At 70.9% G+C, this 14,115-nt stretch carries 13 protein-coding genes and 2 rRNA genes; 5 read left to right on the forward strand and 10 right to left on the reverse strand.

The genetic code is table 11. The features are described 5' to 3' along the window. Positions 1–269 (reverse strand): transposase family protein (locus BMX97_RS31590; protein WP_143074777.1); only part of this gene is annotated, 269 nt, incomplete at its 3' end. Positions 270–598: 329 nt separating this feature from the next. Here BMX97_RS31590 and rpmB point away from each other — a divergent pair. After that, on the forward strand, positions 599–889 hold the full coding sequence (gene rpmB, locus BMX97_RS31595; RefSeq protein ID WP_060848838.1) for a 50S ribosomal protein L28: 291 nt from the start codon (positions 599–601) through the stop codon (positions 887–889). 278 nt (positions 890–1,167) lie between these two features. On the opposite strand, the gene cobT is transcribed toward rpmB, so the two are convergent. The 3 genes from cobT to BMX97_RS31610 all read right to left on the reverse strand — a co-directional run bounded on the left by cobT (position 1,168) and on the right by BMX97_RS31610 (position 5,110). Further along, positions 1,168–3,069, reverse strand: coding sequence for a cobaltochelatase subunit CobT (gene cobT, locus BMX97_RS31600; RefSeq protein WP_091755054.1), 1,902 nt, complete (start codon positions 3,067–3,069; stop codon positions 1,168–1,170). Positions 3,070–3,248: 179 nt separating this feature from the next. Beyond that, on the reverse strand, positions 3,249–4,232 hold the full coding sequence (gene cobS, locus BMX97_RS31605; RefSeq protein ID WP_091755055.1) for a cobaltochelatase subunit CobS: 984 nt from the start codon (positions 4,230–4,232) through the stop codon (positions 3,249–3,251). A gap of 251 nt (positions 4,233–4,483) precedes the next feature. Beyond that, complete coding sequence (locus tag BMX97_RS31610) at positions 4,484–5,110, reverse strand: J domain-containing protein (RefSeq protein WP_091755056.1); 627 nt, start codon at positions 5,108–5,110, stop codon at positions 4,484–4,486. A 134-nt stretch (positions 5,111–5,244) separates the two neighbouring features. On the opposite strand from BMX97_RS31610, the gene BMX97_RS31615 reads away from it, so the two are divergent. After that, complete coding sequence (locus BMX97_RS31615) at positions 5,245–5,517, forward strand: BolA family protein (protein ID WP_091755057.1); 273 nt, start codon at positions 5,245–5,247, stop codon at positions 5,515–5,517. Here the strand turns inward: BMX97_RS31615 and BMX97_RS31620 are convergent. The 4 genes from BMX97_RS31620 to BMX97_RS31635 all read right to left on the reverse strand — a co-directional run bounded on the left by BMX97_RS31620 (position 5,459) and on the right by BMX97_RS31635 (position 9,086). Further along, positions 5,459–6,763, reverse strand: coding sequence for an MFS transporter (locus tag BMX97_RS31620; protein WP_091755058.1), 1,305 nt, complete (start codon positions 6,761–6,763; stop codon positions 5,459–5,461). The genes BMX97_RS31615 and BMX97_RS31620 overlap by 59 nt on opposite strands. A 20-nt stretch (positions 6,764–6,783) precedes the next feature. Continuing rightward, positions 6,784–7,950: an acetyl-CoA acetyltransferase gene (locus tag BMX97_RS31625; protein WP_091755059.1), complete on the reverse strand. Its 1,167-nt coding sequence runs from the start codon at positions 7,948–7,950 to the stop codon at positions 6,784–6,786. A gap of 66 nt (positions 7,951–8,016) precedes the next feature. Continuing rightward, a complete protein-coding gene (queC, locus tag BMX97_RS31630; RefSeq protein WP_091755060.1) occupies positions 8,017–8,724 on the reverse strand; it encodes a 7-cyano-7-deazaguanine synthase QueC in 708 nt (235 codons plus the stop codon). A 146-nt stretch (positions 8,725–8,870) separates the two neighbouring features. Beyond that, positions 8,871–9,086 carry a hypothetical protein gene (locus tag BMX97_RS31635; RefSeq protein WP_060848832.1) on the reverse strand — a complete coding sequence of 72 codons (216 nt, stop codon included), beginning with the start codon at positions 9,084–9,086 and terminating at the stop codon, positions 8,871–8,873. Positions 9,087–9,311: 225 nt separating this feature from the next. Here BMX97_RS31635 and rpsT point away from each other — a divergent pair, with 225 nt between their 5' ends. The 3 genes from rpsT (at position 9,312) to BMX97_RS31650 (ending at position 13,479) form a co-directional block, all read left to right on the forward strand. Continuing rightward, positions 9,312–9,587, forward strand: coding sequence for a 30S ribosomal protein S20 (gene rpsT, locus BMX97_RS31640; RefSeq protein ID WP_060848831.1), 276 nt, complete (start codon positions 9,312–9,314; stop codon positions 9,585–9,587). Positions 9,588–9,784: 197 nt separating this feature from the next. After that, complete coding sequence (locus BMX97_RS31645; protein ID WP_091755061.1) at positions 9,785–11,323, forward strand: YifB family Mg chelatase-like AAA ATPase; 1,539 nt, start codon at positions 9,785–9,787, stop codon at positions 11,321–11,323. 134 nt (positions 11,324–11,457) lie between these two features. Continuing rightward, the gene (locus tag BMX97_RS31650) at positions 11,458–13,479 is read left to right on the forward strand and encodes an ATP-binding protein (protein ID WP_091755062.1); all 2,022 of its coding nucleotides are present in this window, start codon (positions 11,458–11,460) and stop codon (positions 13,477–13,479) included. A 324-nt stretch (positions 13,480–13,803) separates the two neighbouring features. Here the strand turns inward: BMX97_RS31650 and rrf are convergent. Together rrf and BMX97_RS31660 are read right to left on the reverse strand one after the other, a co-directional pair. Further along, positions 13,804–13,919, reverse strand: a 5S ribosomal RNA gene (rrf, locus tag BMX97_RS31655). A gap of 111 nt (positions 13,920–14,030) precedes the next feature. Further along, a 23S ribosomal RNA gene (locus BMX97_RS31660) occupies positions 14,031–14,115 on the reverse strand; the annotation flags it as partial.

Below are 14,115 nucleotides of genomic sequence, written 5' to 3' on the forward strand. Positions count from 1 at the left end.
CAGGTCTTGAAGAGGTCGGCGTCGAGCGCGTTGATGACGTCGTTGAGGGTATCGTGGGCGGGCAAGCCGCGCGCGTAAGGCAGAAAGCGACGCAGGAAGTCCAGGCGCTGGTCACCCCACAGCCGGATCTCGACGAAATCGTCCATGCCGCAGAGCGTGGCGCACAACACCAGCAGCAGGATCTCGGGCAGCGGGTAGATCACCCGCCAATGCTGGCGCGGATCCTCCAGGGCGGAGAAGTGGTCGAGGATCGACAGCGATGACGGCATGGGGCCTCGCAGAACGCCAAGCCCCAGGTGAACCACCATCCTCCGCCTCGCGCAGCCCAAACCCGCACCGAGGCTGAAGCGATTGCCCTGTCGGCGCCGCCCGGACCGCTTGACCGGAGTGCCCGCGGGCTGCGAAAACCGGAGGCGACGAGGCCTTGCGCCCCTCGCGATCGGCGGCTCCCGCCTTGACGGGACCCGCCTTCCACCTCTATAGGCGCGTGCTTTCCAGGGACTTCGCGGGGTCCGGTTCATGCCGGGGTGCGCAGCACGCCCGGCTCTCGCGTTGCGTGGTCCCTCGCCGAACGATGACCAGTTGAGGATAGAAGACCATGTCGCGTCGCTGCGAGCTCACCGGTAAGGGGGTGCTCACCGGCCACCTCGTGAGCCACTCGAACCACAAGACCAAGCGCCGGTTCCTCCCGAACCTGTGCAACGTCACGCTGCTGTCCGACACGCTCGGCCGTTCGGTCCGCCTGCGCGTCTCGGCGAACGCCCTGCGCACGGTCGAGCACCGCGGCGGCCTCGACGCGTTCCTGGTCAAGGCCGGCGAGACCGAGCTGTCCCAGAACGCCCGCCTGCTGAAGCGCGAGATCGAGAAGAAGCTCGCCGAGGCGGCCTGATCGTCCTCGCGATGGAGGCGCCCGGCGCCTCCTTCCGCGGGACGATGACGAAAAACCCCCGGATGTGCCGCTGGCACCCGGGGGTTTTTCGCGTTGGGCTCGAGGCTTGGCGATCATGCCGTCTTCCCACTCGCAACCTCATCCTGAGGTGCCGCGCAGCGGCCTCGAAGGAGGGCTCCAGATGACGCAGAGGTCTCTGGAGCCCTCCTTCGAGGTCAGTCGATCTGCGATCGGCTAACACCTCAGGATGAGGTCGTGGATGGGACGAGCCGCAGGCCCTACCGCCGCCCGCCCGCCGCCATCCTGCGCCTCGGCGCCGGGCCGCCATCCTCCTCGAACAACTCGGCCAGCTTCTCGGTCATCACCCCGCCGAGCTCCTCGGCATCGATGATGGTGACGGCCCGGCGGTAGTAGCGGGTCACGTCGTGGCCGATGCCGATGGCCAGCAACTCCACCGGCGAGCGGGTCTCGATCTCGTCGATCACGTAGCGCAGGTGGCGCTCCAGGTAGTTGCCCGGATTGACCGAGAGGGTCGAGTCGTCGACCGGGGCGCCGTCGGAGATCACCATCAGGATCCGGCGCTGCTCGGGCCGGCCGAGCAGGCGCTTGTGGGCCCAGTCCAGGGCCTCGCCGTCGATGTTCTCCTTGAGCAGGCCCTCGCGCATCATCAGCCCGAGGTTCTTGCGCGCCCGCCGCCACGGTGCGTCGGCCGACTTGTAGACGATGTGGCGCAGGTCGTTGAGGCGGCCCGGGGTCGGCGGCTTGCCCGATTGCAGCCACGCCTCGCGCGACTGCCCGCCCTTCCAGGCCCGGGTGGTGAAGCCGAGGATCTCGACCTTGACGCCGCAGCGCTCCAGCGTGCGGGCCAGGATGTCGGCGCAGGTCGCCGCCACGGTGATCGGCCGGCCGCGCATCGAGCCCGAATTGTCGAGGAGCAGGGTGACGACCGTGTCGCGGAAGTTGGTGTCCTTCTCGTGCTTGAACGAGAGCGGCTGGTGGGGATCGATCACCACGCGCACGAGGCGGGCCGGGTCGAGCTGGCCTTCCTCCAGGTCGAACTCCCAGGCGCGGTTCTGCTGCGCCAGGAGCCGCCGCTGCAGGCGGTTGGCCAGCCGCCCAACCACGCCCTGCAGGTGGGCGAGCTGCTTGTCGAGATAGGAGCGCAGGCGCGCCAGCTCGTCGGCGTCGCACAGGTCCTCGGCGTGGATGACCTCGTCGTATTTCTGCGAGAACACCTTGTAGTCGGGGCCGCGCGGCTCGTTCGCCCGCGGGCCCGGCGGGCGCCACGACTCGGAGGCGTCCTCCGAATCGGCGTCCTCGGCATCCTCCGGCAACTCGCCCGACGGCGCGTCGGCGGCCTCGGTGGCGCCTTCCTCGATCTCGTCGGAGGCCTCGTCCGAGACCTCCATCTCGGCCCGGTCGCCCTGGCTCTGCTGCTCGGCCTCGCCCTCGCCGGCCTGCTGCTCGTCGGACTCGGCCTCGTTCTCGTCGTCGTTCTCCTCGTCGTCGGGGTCGAGGGGGGCCTCGTCCGCCATGTCGAGGGAGGAGAGCAGGTCGCGCACCGAGCGGGCGAAGGCGCGCTGGTCCTCGATGGTCCCCATCAGCCCGTCGAGGTTGCGCCCGGCGCGGTCCTCGATGAACTCGCGCCACAGCCCGACGATGCGCTGCGCGGCCTGCGGCGGCGCCTGACCGGTCAGGCGCTCTCGCACCATCAGGGCGACGGCATCTTCCAGCGGCGCGTCGGCCCGGTCGGTGATCTCCTCGTACTTGCCGCCGCGGTGGTAGCGGTCCTCCAGCATCGCCGTGAGGTTGCCGGCCACACCGGCCATCCGGCGAGAGCCGATCGCCTCGACCCGGGCCTGCTCGACCGCGTCGTAGACCGCGCGGGCGGCGGCGTTCTCGGGCGCCAGGCGGCGGTGGACGGTGTTGTCGTGGCAGGCGAGGCGCAGCGCCATCGAATCGGCGTGGCCGCGCAGGATCGCGACGTCGCCCGGGGAGAGCTTGCGCGGCGGCTCGGGCAGGCGGGCCTTGTCGCCGGTAAGCGCCGGCCGGTCGGTCGCGAAGGTGACCTCGATCTCGGCCTTGCGGGCGATGGCCCGCAGCGTCCCGGCCACCGAGCGCTTCAGCGGCTCGGCGACGGACTCGCGCTTCTCGCCGGGCTTGCGGTTGGAGATGGACATGGCGCGGCTACTTCTTCAGCGAGTCGAGGTCGAAGGGGTGCAGCATCGAGGCCTGCCGCACGAGCGCCCGGGGGGCACCATCGTCGTCCCGGCCGGGCCGGTTCCGCCGCACGGGCACCCTGACGGGGCGCTCGCGCGGCGGAATCGGGTTCGGCCGTCGGACGATGGGTCCGGCGCCGTCAGCTCAGCGCGACGTTGACCGCGCTCTCGGGCAGCTCCTTGCCGAAGGAGCGCTGGTAGAACTCGGCCACCAGCGCGCGCTCCAGCTCGTCGCACTTGTTGAGGAAGGTGACCCGGAACGCGAAGCCGATATCGTTGAAGATGTCGGCGTTCTCGGCCCAGGTGATCACCGTGCGCGGGCTCATCACGGTCGACAGGTCGCCGTTGATGAAGGCGTTGCGGGTGAGGTCGGCCACACGCACCATCTTGTTGACGATGTCGCGCCCGCCCTCGCCGCGGTAATGCGGCGCCTTCGAGAGCACGATGTCGACCTCGCGGTCGTGCGGCAGGTAGTTGAGGGTGGTGACGATCGACCAGCGGTCCATCTGGCCCTGGTTGATCTGCTGGGTGCCGTGATACAGGCCCGAGGTGTCGCCGAGGCCGACCGTGTTGGCGGTGGCGAACAGGCGGAAACCGGGATGGGGCCGGATCACCCGCTTCTGGTCGAGGAGCGTCAGGCGGCCCGAAACCTCGAGCACGCGCTGGATCACGAACATCACGTCCGGCCGGCCGGCATCGTACTCGTCGAAGACCAGCGCGACGTTGTTCTGCAGCGCCCAGGGCAGGATGCCGTCCTGGAAGGCGGTGACCTGCTTGCCGTCCTTGAGCACGATCGCGTCCTTGCCGACGAGGTCGATGCGCGAGACGTGGCTGTCGAGGTTGATGCGGATGCAGGGCCAGTTCAGCCGGGCCGCGACCTGCTCGATGTGGGTGGACTTGCCGGTGCCGTGATAGCCGGTGATCATCACCCGGCGGTTGCGGGCGAAGCCGGCCAGGATCGCCAGGGTGGTCTCGCGGTCGAACAGGTAGTCCGGATCGAGATCCGGCACGTGCTCGTCGGTGGCCGAGAAGGCCGGGACCTCGAGGTTCGAATCGATCCCGAACACCTTGCGCACCGAGACGGTCGTGTCCGGGAGTGCGGGTGGCGTGTCTTCAGCAAGCATACGGAGCCTCGTCGGGGCAGGCCGGCCCGGCATGGGTGGCCTGCGAATGTCGCGACGGCGCGGAGGAGACCGGCGGGCGCCGCTTGTCCTTAAGCTGCGGGGGAAGCCGGCGCAAACGTGCCTGACCCGGATATATGGGGCAGGCGCCGCGTTTCGACCCCCCTTCGCGCCGGATCAGGGATGCGAGATCCGTGCCCGGCGCGGGACCGGCCAGGAGGCCGGCGACCCGGAAGCCGGCAGCCGGGACGGGCTCAGCACAGGCCGGCGCCCCGCAGGGTGTCGTGCGCCTTGATGATGTCGCGCAGGCGGTCTTCGAACGAGCGGTCGCCGCCGTTGGCATCGGGGTGGAAGCGCTTCACCAGCACCTTGTACTGCGCCTTGATCGCCGCGGAGTCGGCGCTCTCGTCGAGGCCGAGCACGTCGAGCGCCTTGCGCACCGGCGCCGAGTAGCGCGGCGGTGGCGGTTCCGCCCGGGCGCGGCGCGAGGCGGCGGGGCCCGCGCCCTCGCCGCGCAGGATGCCGAGGGGATCGACGTAGTCCCAGTCGCGCTGCGGCGTGTCGGGCTTCGCGCCGGTCTTTCCGCCGGGATTGACGCCCATCGCCCAGGTCGGCCGGTGCCCGATCACCGCGTCCTTCTGGTAGGCCTGGACGGCGGCGTCGTTCATCCCGTCGAAATAGTTGTAGGACGCATTGTACTCGCGCACGTGCTGCATGCAGAAGCGCCAGTACTGGCCCTCCTGCTTGCGCCCCTTGGGCGCCTTGTGGAGCCCCGGCTGGGTGCAGCCCGGCCGGTCGCAGGCCGGACCCTCGGCCTTCTTCGGCTCGTCGCACGAGGGCCGGATGCGGATGCGGTCGAACAGGGGCGAGTTCAGATCCATGACGGGGCGATTATGAGGGGCGGGGGGACGGGCACAAGGGCTCCGGGCCTGATGCCGCAGGCGGAACAGGACGGCTTGACGGGGGATGCCCGCTCCGGTCACTCGATCCGAAGCGGGTTAACGACGGGTGCGCGATGAGCCTGGGCGACTGGATCAGGACGACGCTGGACGAGCGGCTGGCGCCGACGGCGCTCAGCGTCGTCGACGAATCACACCAGCATGCCGGCCATTCCGGCTGGCGGGAAGGCGGGGAAACTCACTTCCGGCTCGATGTGGTATCGGCGGCCTTCGAGGGAAAGAGCCGGGTCGAGCGCCACCGCATGGTGAACGCGCTCCTCGACGATGCCTTCAAGCGCGGGCTCCACGCCCTGGCGCTGCGGGCGCGGACGCCGGGGGAGGCGGGGTAGCGCCGTTCGTCCCGCGCTCTGGGTCACCGGGAGCGCGCGACCCGAAGGCCGGCTCCCGCGGCGCGGCCGCATAGATCGCGGTGGCGGCGAGGAGCGCCAGCCCGTAGGCCAGGAAGAGCCGGCCGTAGAGCGCGTCGGGGCCGAGGCCGCCGGTCTCGAGCACGAACAGGGCCGACAGGCCCTGGATCGCCGCCGCCCCGCCCATGAAGACGATGTTCATGAAGGCGACGCCGCGCCCCAGCAGGTGGGCCGGGAAGAACCGCCGGGCATGGGCCATCAGGATCCCGTAGCTCAGGCCGGCCGCACCGGTCAGTGCCAGGAGCGCGACGGCCAGCGCGGTGGAGCCGCTGCCGAACACGCCGAGCCCCGAGAGCGCCAGCCCGGTCACGAGGCACCCCGCGAAGGCCGTGCGCTTGGGATCGCGCACCAGCCTTTCCAGCGGCCCGTACCCGATCGCGCCGGCCGCCATGGCGGCGCTCATCGCCAGCGTGCCGTTGCCGCGCTGGAGCGCGTCGAGGCCGTGGACGGCGCCGAGATACGACCCGACCCAGAGCGAGCGGGTCGCGATGACGACGGCGTAGCTCACGAACACCACCGGGAAGACCGGCCACAGGGCCCGCATCCGGGCGACGTCCGCGAAGCCGCGCCAGACCGATGTCCTGTCCGAACTCTTGTCCGAGCCCTTGGCCGGATCGGCCAGACGCGGCGGGTCCTCGATCAGCCGCAGGATCAGACCCGCCGCCGCCAGGGTGACGAGGGCGAGCCCGAACAGGATCGTGCGCCAGCCGAAGGCGTGGCTGGCGAGCGCCAGCGGCGTGGAGCCGAGGAGGTCGCCCGAGGTGCCGAGCCCGATCATCAGCGAGGACAGCATGGCGAAGCGCTCGGGCGGATAGGACCGCCCGAACAGGTAGAGCCCGCCCATCAGGGCCGGCGCGCAGCCGAGGCCGATCAGCGCCATGGCGCCGGCGGCACCGGCAAAGCCCTGGGCGAGGCCGAGGAGCCCGGCGCCGAGGGCCGCCAGCACCAGGAACCCCGCCACGGTGCGCCGCGGCCCGATCCGGTCGAGGAGGAGCCCGGTCGGCACCTGGCCAACCGCGAAGGCGAGGAACCAGCCGGCCGAGAGCAGCGCCATGTCGGAGGCCGCGAGACCGAGGTCGGGCCCGAGGTCGGGCGCGACCATCGCCAGGAAGCCGCGGTCGAACTGGCTGATCGTGTAGGCGAGCAGCAGGACCAGGAACGCCGTCATGGTCCTGCGACCCCCATTCCCTACTTGATGCGCTCGAGCACGCTGACGTAGTTCGCCACCGCGACGCCGCCCATGTTGAACACCCCGGCGAGCGTCGCGTCGGGAATCTGCATGCCGCCGGCCTCGCCGCAGAGCTGCATCGCCGACAGCGCATGCATCGACACGCCGGTGGCGCCGATCGGGTGGCCCTTGGCCTTCAGCCCGCCCGACGCGTTGACCGGCAGCTTGCCCTCCTTGGTGGTCCAGCCCTCGTGGATCGCGTCGGCGCCGCGGCCCTCCTTGGTCAGGCCCATCGCCTCGTACTCGATGAGCTCGGCCACCGTGAAGCAATCGTGGGTCTCGACCAGCGACAGGTCGTCGAGGGTGATGCCGGCCTGGCCGAGCGCCCGCGCCCAGGCCGCGGCCGCGCCCTCGAACTTCAGCACGTCGCGCTTCGACATCGGCAGGAAGTCCTGCGCATGGGCGGTCGCCCGGAAGGCGACGGCGCGGCGCATGCGGAGCGCGGTCTCGGTGTCGGCGAGCACGACCGCGGCGGCGCCATCCGAGACCAGCGAGCAGTCGGTGCGCTTGAGGGGGCCCGCCACGAACGGGTTCTTGTCGGATTCGGTGCGGCAGAACTCGAAGCCGAGATCCTTGCGCATCTGTGCGTAGGGGTTCTGGACGCCGTTATGGTGGTTCTTGGCGGCGATCATCGCGAGCGCGTCGGACTGGTCGCCGTGGCGCTGGAAGTAGGCACCGGCGATGTTGCCGAACACACCGGCAAAGCCCGCCGGGTTGTCGCCGTCCTCCGGCAGGTAGGACGCTTTCAGCAGGGTCTTGCCGATCTCGGGGCCCGGCGTGCGGGTCATCTGCTCGACGCCGACCACCAGCACCACCCGGGCGCGCTTGGCCTCGATGGTCTTGATGCCCTGGTGCACCGCCGCCGAGCCGGTGGCGCAGGCATTCTCGACCCGGGTCGCCGGCTTGAACCGGAATCCGTCATCGGCCTGGAGCACCAGGGAGGCGGTGAAGTCCTGCGGGGTGAAGCCGGCGTTGTAGTGGCCGAGCACGATCTCGTCGACGTCCTGTGGGCCGATCCCCGCATGGGCGAGCGCCTCGTTCGTCACGCGGACGATCAGGCTCTCGACTGTCTCGGAATCGTGCTTGCCGAACGGCGTGTGGCTCCAGCCGACGATGCAGGCGGTCATGTCAGGTGTCCTCCCATTCTTTGCGGCGCACTCTGCGCGAACGGGAGGGCGGCGGGCAAGCGCGGCTCACGCATCCTCGGCGCGGAAGCGCGCATAGCCGGCGGCACGCAGCGCGCAGGCCGGGCAGGCGCCGCAGCCATGGCCCCAGGCATGCAGCGCGCCGCGCTCGCCGAGATAGCAGGTGTGGCTCTCGCGCACGATCAGGTCGACCAGGGCCTCGCCGCCCAGATCGCGTGCGAGCCGCCAGGTCTCGGCCTTGTCGATCCACATCAAGGGCGTGTGCAGCACGAAGCGGCGATCCATGCCGAGGTTCAGCGCCACCTGCAGCGCCTTGATCGTGTCGTCGCGGCAATCGGGGTAACCGGAAAAATCCGTCTCGCACATGCCCCCGACGATGTGGCGCAGGCCGCGCCGGTAGGCCAGGGCCGCCGCGAAGGTCAGGAAGACGAGGTTGCGGCCCGGCACGAAGGTGTTGGGCAGGCCGCCTGCCTCCATGGCGATGGCGGTGTCCCGGGTGAGCGCGGTCTCGGACACCTCGCCGAGCGCCCCGAGGGAGAGCGTGTGGTCGTCGCCGAGCCGCCCGGCGAAGGCGGGCACGATCCGGGTCATCTCGGCCCGCAGCTGCGCGCGGCAATCGAGCTCGATGCGGTGGCGCTGGCCGTAATCGAAGCCGAGTGTCTCGACATGGGCGAAGCGGTCGAGGGCCCAGGCGAGGCAGGTGGCGGAATCCTGTCCGCCGGAAAACAGGACCAGGGCGCCGTCGGGGGACGTCATGCGGGCTCCACACGCGAAAGGGCGGCCCCGTTCCCGGAGCCGCCCCCTTATAATCCCGTCGCCGGGCGCGGCCTACCGGCCCGCGCCCAAGGACCTTGCGCCCAAGGACCCTGCGCCCAAGGACCCTGTGCCCAAGGACCCTGCGCTTACTGGCCCTGGGCCTGGCTCGCCTTCTTGTTGGCGTTGTGGTGGCCGACGGCGCAGCCGGCCGCGGCGCCGGCCTTGCCGTGGCCGACCGCCTTGCCGGCGAGCCCGCCGACGATGGCGCCCTTGATGCAGCCCTTGGCCTCGGCCTGGTGCGGGACCGCGACGGCGCCGAGCGCGAGAAGGCCGGCGGCGAGGAGGGAAGCGGAGCGGATCATGGTGATCTCCCGTGTCTTGTGAGAAGCTCAACCAATGACGCGTCAGGGTGTTCCGATGCCGGAGAGAGTCCGGCGTTGACGATCCACCCGGTCGCGTCTATAGACCGCGGATCGCGGACCTGCGGGCTTTCGTCCGGCGGGTTGCCCGTGCTTCCATGCCCTGACACGCGACGCCACGATCCCGCCGGGATCGCTCGGGCCTCGCTTTGAGAATGAGGAACGCCGATGGCCAACACCGTGTCGGCCAAGAAGATGACCCGCAAGATTGCCAAGCGTACGGCAGTCAACCGCTCGCGCCGCAGCCGCATGCGCACCTTCATCCGCAAGGTCGAAGAGGCGATCGAGTCCGGCGATCACGGCACCGCCATGACCGCCCTGCGCAGCGCCGAGCCCGAGATCATGCGCGCCTCCCAGAAGGGGATCGTGCACAAGAACACCGCGTCTCGGAAGGTCTCGCGCCTCGCCGCCCGCGTGAAGGGCCTGCAGGCCGCCCAGGCGTAACGCGCGCCAGCGCAACGCTTCGCCACGGATCCGCGTCGCGCCGACGGGCGTACGGGGTCCGGGGACCGAGAGGAAATGGCCCGGCCCTCGCGCCGGGCTTTTTCGTGTCAGGAGAACTGTTTTTCAGATCTGGGTTGTACCCGGTGGGTGCGCCCACTAACGTTACGGCAGGACAGCAGCCCGAAAGTCCCGCCCGCATGGTCACCCGCGTCGCCACCGTCGCCTTCGAGGGAATCGAGGCACGCGCCGTCGACGTCCAGGTGCAGATCACGCCCGGCGCCGTCGCCTTCACGGTGGTCGGATTGCCCGACAAGGCGGTGGCCGAATCCCGCGAGCGAGTGCGCTCGGCCCTGATCGCCTCCGGTCTCGCGCTGCCGGCCAAGCGCATCACCGTCAACCTCGCCCCCGCCGACCTGCCCAAGGAAGGCTCGCACTACGACCTGCCGATCGCGCTCGGCATGATGTGCGCCATCGGCGCCCTGCCGGCGGACGCGCTCTCCGGCTATTGCGTGCTCGGCGAGCTGGCGCTCGACGGCAGCCTCACGGCGGTGGCGGGCGTGCTGCCGGCCGCGATGGCGGCCAATGCACGGGGGCTCGGCCTGATCTGCCCGGCGGCGAGCGGCCCGGAAGCCGCCTGGGCCGCCGGCGACATGGACGTGCTGGCACCCCGCTCGCTGATCCAGCTCGCCAACCACTTCAAGGGCACGCAGGTGATGGCCCGGCCCGTGCCGGCGGTGGCCGCCCCGGCCGGCGTGCTGCCGGATCTGCGCGACATCAAGGGCCAGGAGGGCGCCAAGCGCGCGCTCGAGATCGCCGCGGCCGGCGCGCACAACCTCTTGATGAACGGCCCGCCGGGCGCCGGCAAGTCGATGCTCGCATCCCGGCTGCCCTCGATCCTGCCGCCGCTCGGGCCCCGCGAGCTCCTCGAAGTCTCGATGATCCAGTCGGTGGCCGGGACGCTGAAGGACGGTGCGCTGTCGAACCGCCGGCCGTTCCGGGCGCCGCATCACTCCGCCTCGATGGCGGCTCTGGTCGGCGGCGGCCTCGGTGCGCGGCCCGGCGAGGTCTCGCTCGCCCATGGCGGCGTGCTCTTCCTCGACGAGTTGCCCGAGTTCAACGGCCAGGTGCTCGATTCCCTGCGCCAGCCGCTCGAGACCGGAAACGTGATGATCGCCCGGGCCAACCACCGGGTCACCTACCCGGCCCGGTTCCAGCTCGTCGCGGCGATGAACCCGTGCCGCTGCGGCCAGGCGACCGAGCCCGGCTTCGCCTGCCGGCGCGGCCCCAACGAGCGTTGCGTCGCCCAGTACCAGGCCCGGCTCTCCGGCCCGCTCCTCGACCGGATCGACCTGCAGATCGAGGTTCCGGCCGTCACCGCCGCCGACCTGATCCTGCCGCCGCCCGACGAGGGCTCGGCCGAGGCCGCCGTCCGCGTCGCCGCGGCCCGCGCCCTGCAGGAGCGGCGCTACGCCGAGGCTGGCCAGCCGGCCGGTACCACCAACGCCTCCTGTCCGGCGACCCTGATCGAGGAGGCCGCACGGCCCGACGCGGAGGGCATGGCGCTGATCCGCGACGCGGCCGACGCGATGCGGCTCTCGGCCCGCGGCTTCCACCGGGTCCTGCGCGTCGCCCGCACGCTCGCCGACCTCGACGGCGAGGCCCGGGTGCGCCGGCTCCACCTGGCCGAGGCCCTGTCATACCGCAGCCGGAGCGACCGGCGGCCGGCCGCGGCGTGACGGGCAAGGTCAACGAACCGTCATCCGCATCCCTCGAATCCCGGCCATCGGCTGAACTTGCGGCTCAACGACTTTCCCAACCCATCCTTCAGCCCCGTTCGCCTAACCTCGGTGAGGACGCTGGAGGATGCGGGATGGTGGGGCTCTGCGCGGTGATCGGTGTCTCGGCGGTCCTCGCCTGGCTCGCGGTGCGCTGGAGCGGCGCGCGCCGGAGCCGGCGGGACGGCGAGGTCGAGCGCCTGCACGACCTCGTCTGGCGCACCTCGGAGAGCGAGGAGCGCTACCGCAGCCTGGTCGAGGCGCAGATCGAGCTCGTGGTCCAGCGCGATGCCGAGGGCCGCATCACCTTCGCCAATCACGGCTTTGCCGCCCTGCTCGGCACCACGCCGGAGGCGCTGCTAGGCACCGCCCGGGAGGTGGAGGTGGCGGAATCCGGCGAGATGCGCCAGCGGGCGGACGGGGCCCGCCTGGTCGACTTGGCGATCGTTCCCGCCGGCGGCGGCTCCCCGCGCTGGTTCGCCTTCGTCGAGACCGTGACCACCGGGCGCGACGGCCGGCCCGAGGTGCTGCGGGCGGGCCGCGACGTCACCGAGCGTGTCGAGTCCGCCCGCTACCTGGAGGAGGCCCGCAGCCGGGCCGAGGCGGCCAGCGTGGCGAAATCCCGCTTCCTCGCCAGCGTCAGCCACGAGTTTCGCACGCCGCTCAACGGCATCATGGGCATGGCCGACCTGATGCTCGAAACACCCCTGAACCCCGAGCAGCGCACCTACGCCGCGGCGGTGAAGACCTCCGGCGAGGCGCTCCTCTCGCTCATCGACGGCATCCTCGATTTCTCGAAGATCGAGGCCGGCCGCCTCGACCTCGCGGCGGAGCCGTTCGACCCGGCGGCCCTGGTCGAGAGCGTGGTCGAGTTGCTGGCACCCCGTGCCCAGGACAAGGGCCTGGAGATCGCCGCCGACATCGAGGTTTTGCCGGCAGCCCTTGTCGGCGATGCCGACCGGGTGCGGCAGATCCTGATCAACCTTGCGGGCAACGCGGTGAAGTTCACCGATGCCGGCGGCGTCGGCATCACGGCCGCCTGGGGGCCGGAGGGGCTGACGCTCGCCGTCCACGATACCGGCCCGGGCATTCCCGCGGACCGCCTGCCGGTGCTCTTCCAGGAGTTCGAGCAGGGCGACGGCAGCGCCAGCCGGCGTCACGAGGGAACGGGTCTCGGGCTCGCCATCACCACGCGCCTCGTCGAGCGCATGGGCGGACGCCTCGACGTCGTGTCGGAGCCGGGCGAGGGGAGCTGCTTCCGGGTGCATCTGCCACTGGCGCAAGGTTCGGGCCGGGTGCGGCCGGACGCTCCCGATCTCGCGGGGCACAGCGTCCTGGTGGTCGCTGCAGCCACCTTCGAGGCGCCCTACATCGCGCGCCGCCTCGGACGGGCCGGCGCCGCCGCGGTGGTGGTGGAGACCGAGGCGGCGGCCCTGGCGGCTCTGTCGAGGGAAAACGCCTTCACGGCCGTGATCGCCGACCGGGCCCTCGGCGACGTGGCGGTCCGTCGGGTCGCTGCCGCGGCCCGGCAATCGGGCATCGCCCGCAGCATCGTGCTGCTGTCGCCGTTCGACCGACGCGATTTCGGCTCTCCGGCGGCGGCGGGCTTCGACCGCTACCTGATCAAGCCGGTGCGGCTCACGTCGCTGCTCGCCCGCCTCGCCGAGCCGGCGCCGCCGCGGATCGTGGCGCCGCAGGTGGAAAAGGAGCAGATCCGGCCGGCCTCCCATCGGCCGAGGGTGCTGCTGGCGGAGGACAACCCGATCAACGCGCTCCTGGCCACCAAGGCGCTGGAGCGCCTCGGCGCTCGCGTGCTGTGGGCCCGCGACGGTGCGGAAGCAGTGGCACGGATGCAGGAGGCGGCCACCTCGCCGACGCCGTTCGATCTCGCCCTCATCGATATCCGCATGCCGATCCTCGACGGGCTCGAGACCGCGCGGCAGGTCCGTCGCCACGAGATCGACCGGAACCTGCCCCGCCTGCGGCTCGTCGCGCTGACCGCCAACGTCCAGGCCGAGGACGAAGCCGCCGCCCGCGCGGCGGGCTTCGACGGCTTCCTGTCGAAGCCTCTCGATCTCAAGGCCCTGCCGCCCCTCCTGGTGGCTCGCGCGGCTTGAGTTTCGCGTGCTGTAGTCGCGTCGACCCCGTTGGATATGGAGCCTGCGCTGTCCGTCCGCAGGTAACACCGACGCGCTCATCCCGGTCGGTCCTCCGGCTGCCCGTGAACACCGCAAGCATTGCGGGTCATTCCGGTCGTAGAGCCGTTGGCCCCGCGGCACGGCTGAAGCCGTTCGACGAGACGCATCGGCAAGGCAGGAGCGGCGATGGAGCGGGGAACGCCGTAAGGGAAGGGGGCCGAACACGACGAAGCCCGCCAGACTTACGCCTGGCGGGCTTCGTGGTTCGGATCGTGACGAGGGAATGTATGACGTGCTTGGCAGGTCTGGCGGTGACCGACTCTCCCGTGTCTTGAGACACAGTACCATGGGCGCTGGGGCGGTTAACGGCCGAGTTCGAGATGGGATCGGGTTCTGATCACCCCGCTCTGACCACCAGACCGGCCAAGCACGTCGTCCGGCAAGCATGTTTTTGCGAGTGGCAGCCGGGTGGCTGGTTCGCGCGTCTTCATCGTGTTGTGGTTGGGTTGATCCGGACACGGATCATGAGAGCGATCAAGCCGATCGAGCGATTAGTACTGGTCAGCTCAGCGCGTTACCGCGCTTGCACATCCAGCCTATCCACGTGGTCGTCTT

The sequence above is a fragment of the Methylobacterium sp. ap11 genome, from assembly GCF_900110515.1.
GTDB lineage: Bacteria > Pseudomonadota > Alphaproteobacteria > Rhizobiales > Beijerinckiaceae > Methylobacterium > Methylobacterium ajmalii.

What these genes read in the sequence shown, in the direction of transcription:
- rpmB (WP_060848838.1), top strand. Translation starts at nt 599, where the DNA reads ATGTCGCGTCGCTGCGAGCTCACCGGTAAGGGGGTGCTCACCGGCCAC.
- cobT (WP_091755054.1), bottom strand. Translation starts at nt 3,069, where the DNA reads ATGTCCATCTCCAACCGCAAGCCCGGCGAGAAGCGCGAGTCCGTCGCC.
- cobS (WP_091755055.1), bottom strand. Translation starts at nt 4,232, where the DNA reads ATGCTTGCTGAAGACACGCCACCCGCACTCCCGGACACGACCGTCTCG.
- BMX97_RS31610 (WP_091755056.1), bottom strand. Translation starts at nt 5,110, where the DNA reads ATGGATCTGAACTCGCCCCTGTTCGACCGCATCCGCATCCGGCCCTCG.
- BMX97_RS31615 (WP_091755057.1), top strand. Translation starts at nt 5,245, where the DNA reads ATGAGCCTGGGCGACTGGATCAGGACGACGCTGGACGAGCGGCTGGCG.
- BMX97_RS31620 (WP_091755058.1), bottom strand. Translation starts at nt 6,763, where the DNA reads ATGACGGCGTTCCTGGTCCTGCTGCTCGCCTACACGATCAGCCAGTTC.
- BMX97_RS31625 (WP_091755059.1), bottom strand. Translation starts at nt 7,950, where the DNA reads ATGACCGCCTGCATCGTCGGCTGGAGCCACACGCCGTTCGGCAAGCAC.
- queC (WP_091755060.1), bottom strand. Translation starts at nt 8,724, where the DNA reads ATGACGTCCCCCGACGGCGCCCTGGTCCTGTTTTCCGGCGGACAGGAT.
- BMX97_RS31635 (WP_060848832.1), bottom strand. Translation starts at nt 9,086, where the DNA reads ATGATCCGCTCCGCTTCCCTCCTCGCCGCCGGCCTTCTCGCGCTCGGC.
- rpsT (WP_060848831.1), top strand. Translation starts at nt 9,312, where the DNA reads ATGGCCAACACCGTGTCGGCCAAGAAGATGACCCGCAAGATTGCCAAG.
- BMX97_RS31645 (WP_091755061.1), top strand. Translation starts at nt 9,785, where the DNA reads ATGGTCACCCGCGTCGCCACCGTCGCCTTCGAGGGAATCGAGGCACGC.
- BMX97_RS31650 (WP_091755062.1), top strand. Translation starts at nt 11,458, where the DNA reads ATGGTGGGGCTCTGCGCGGTGATCGGTGTCTCGGCGGTCCTCGCCTGG.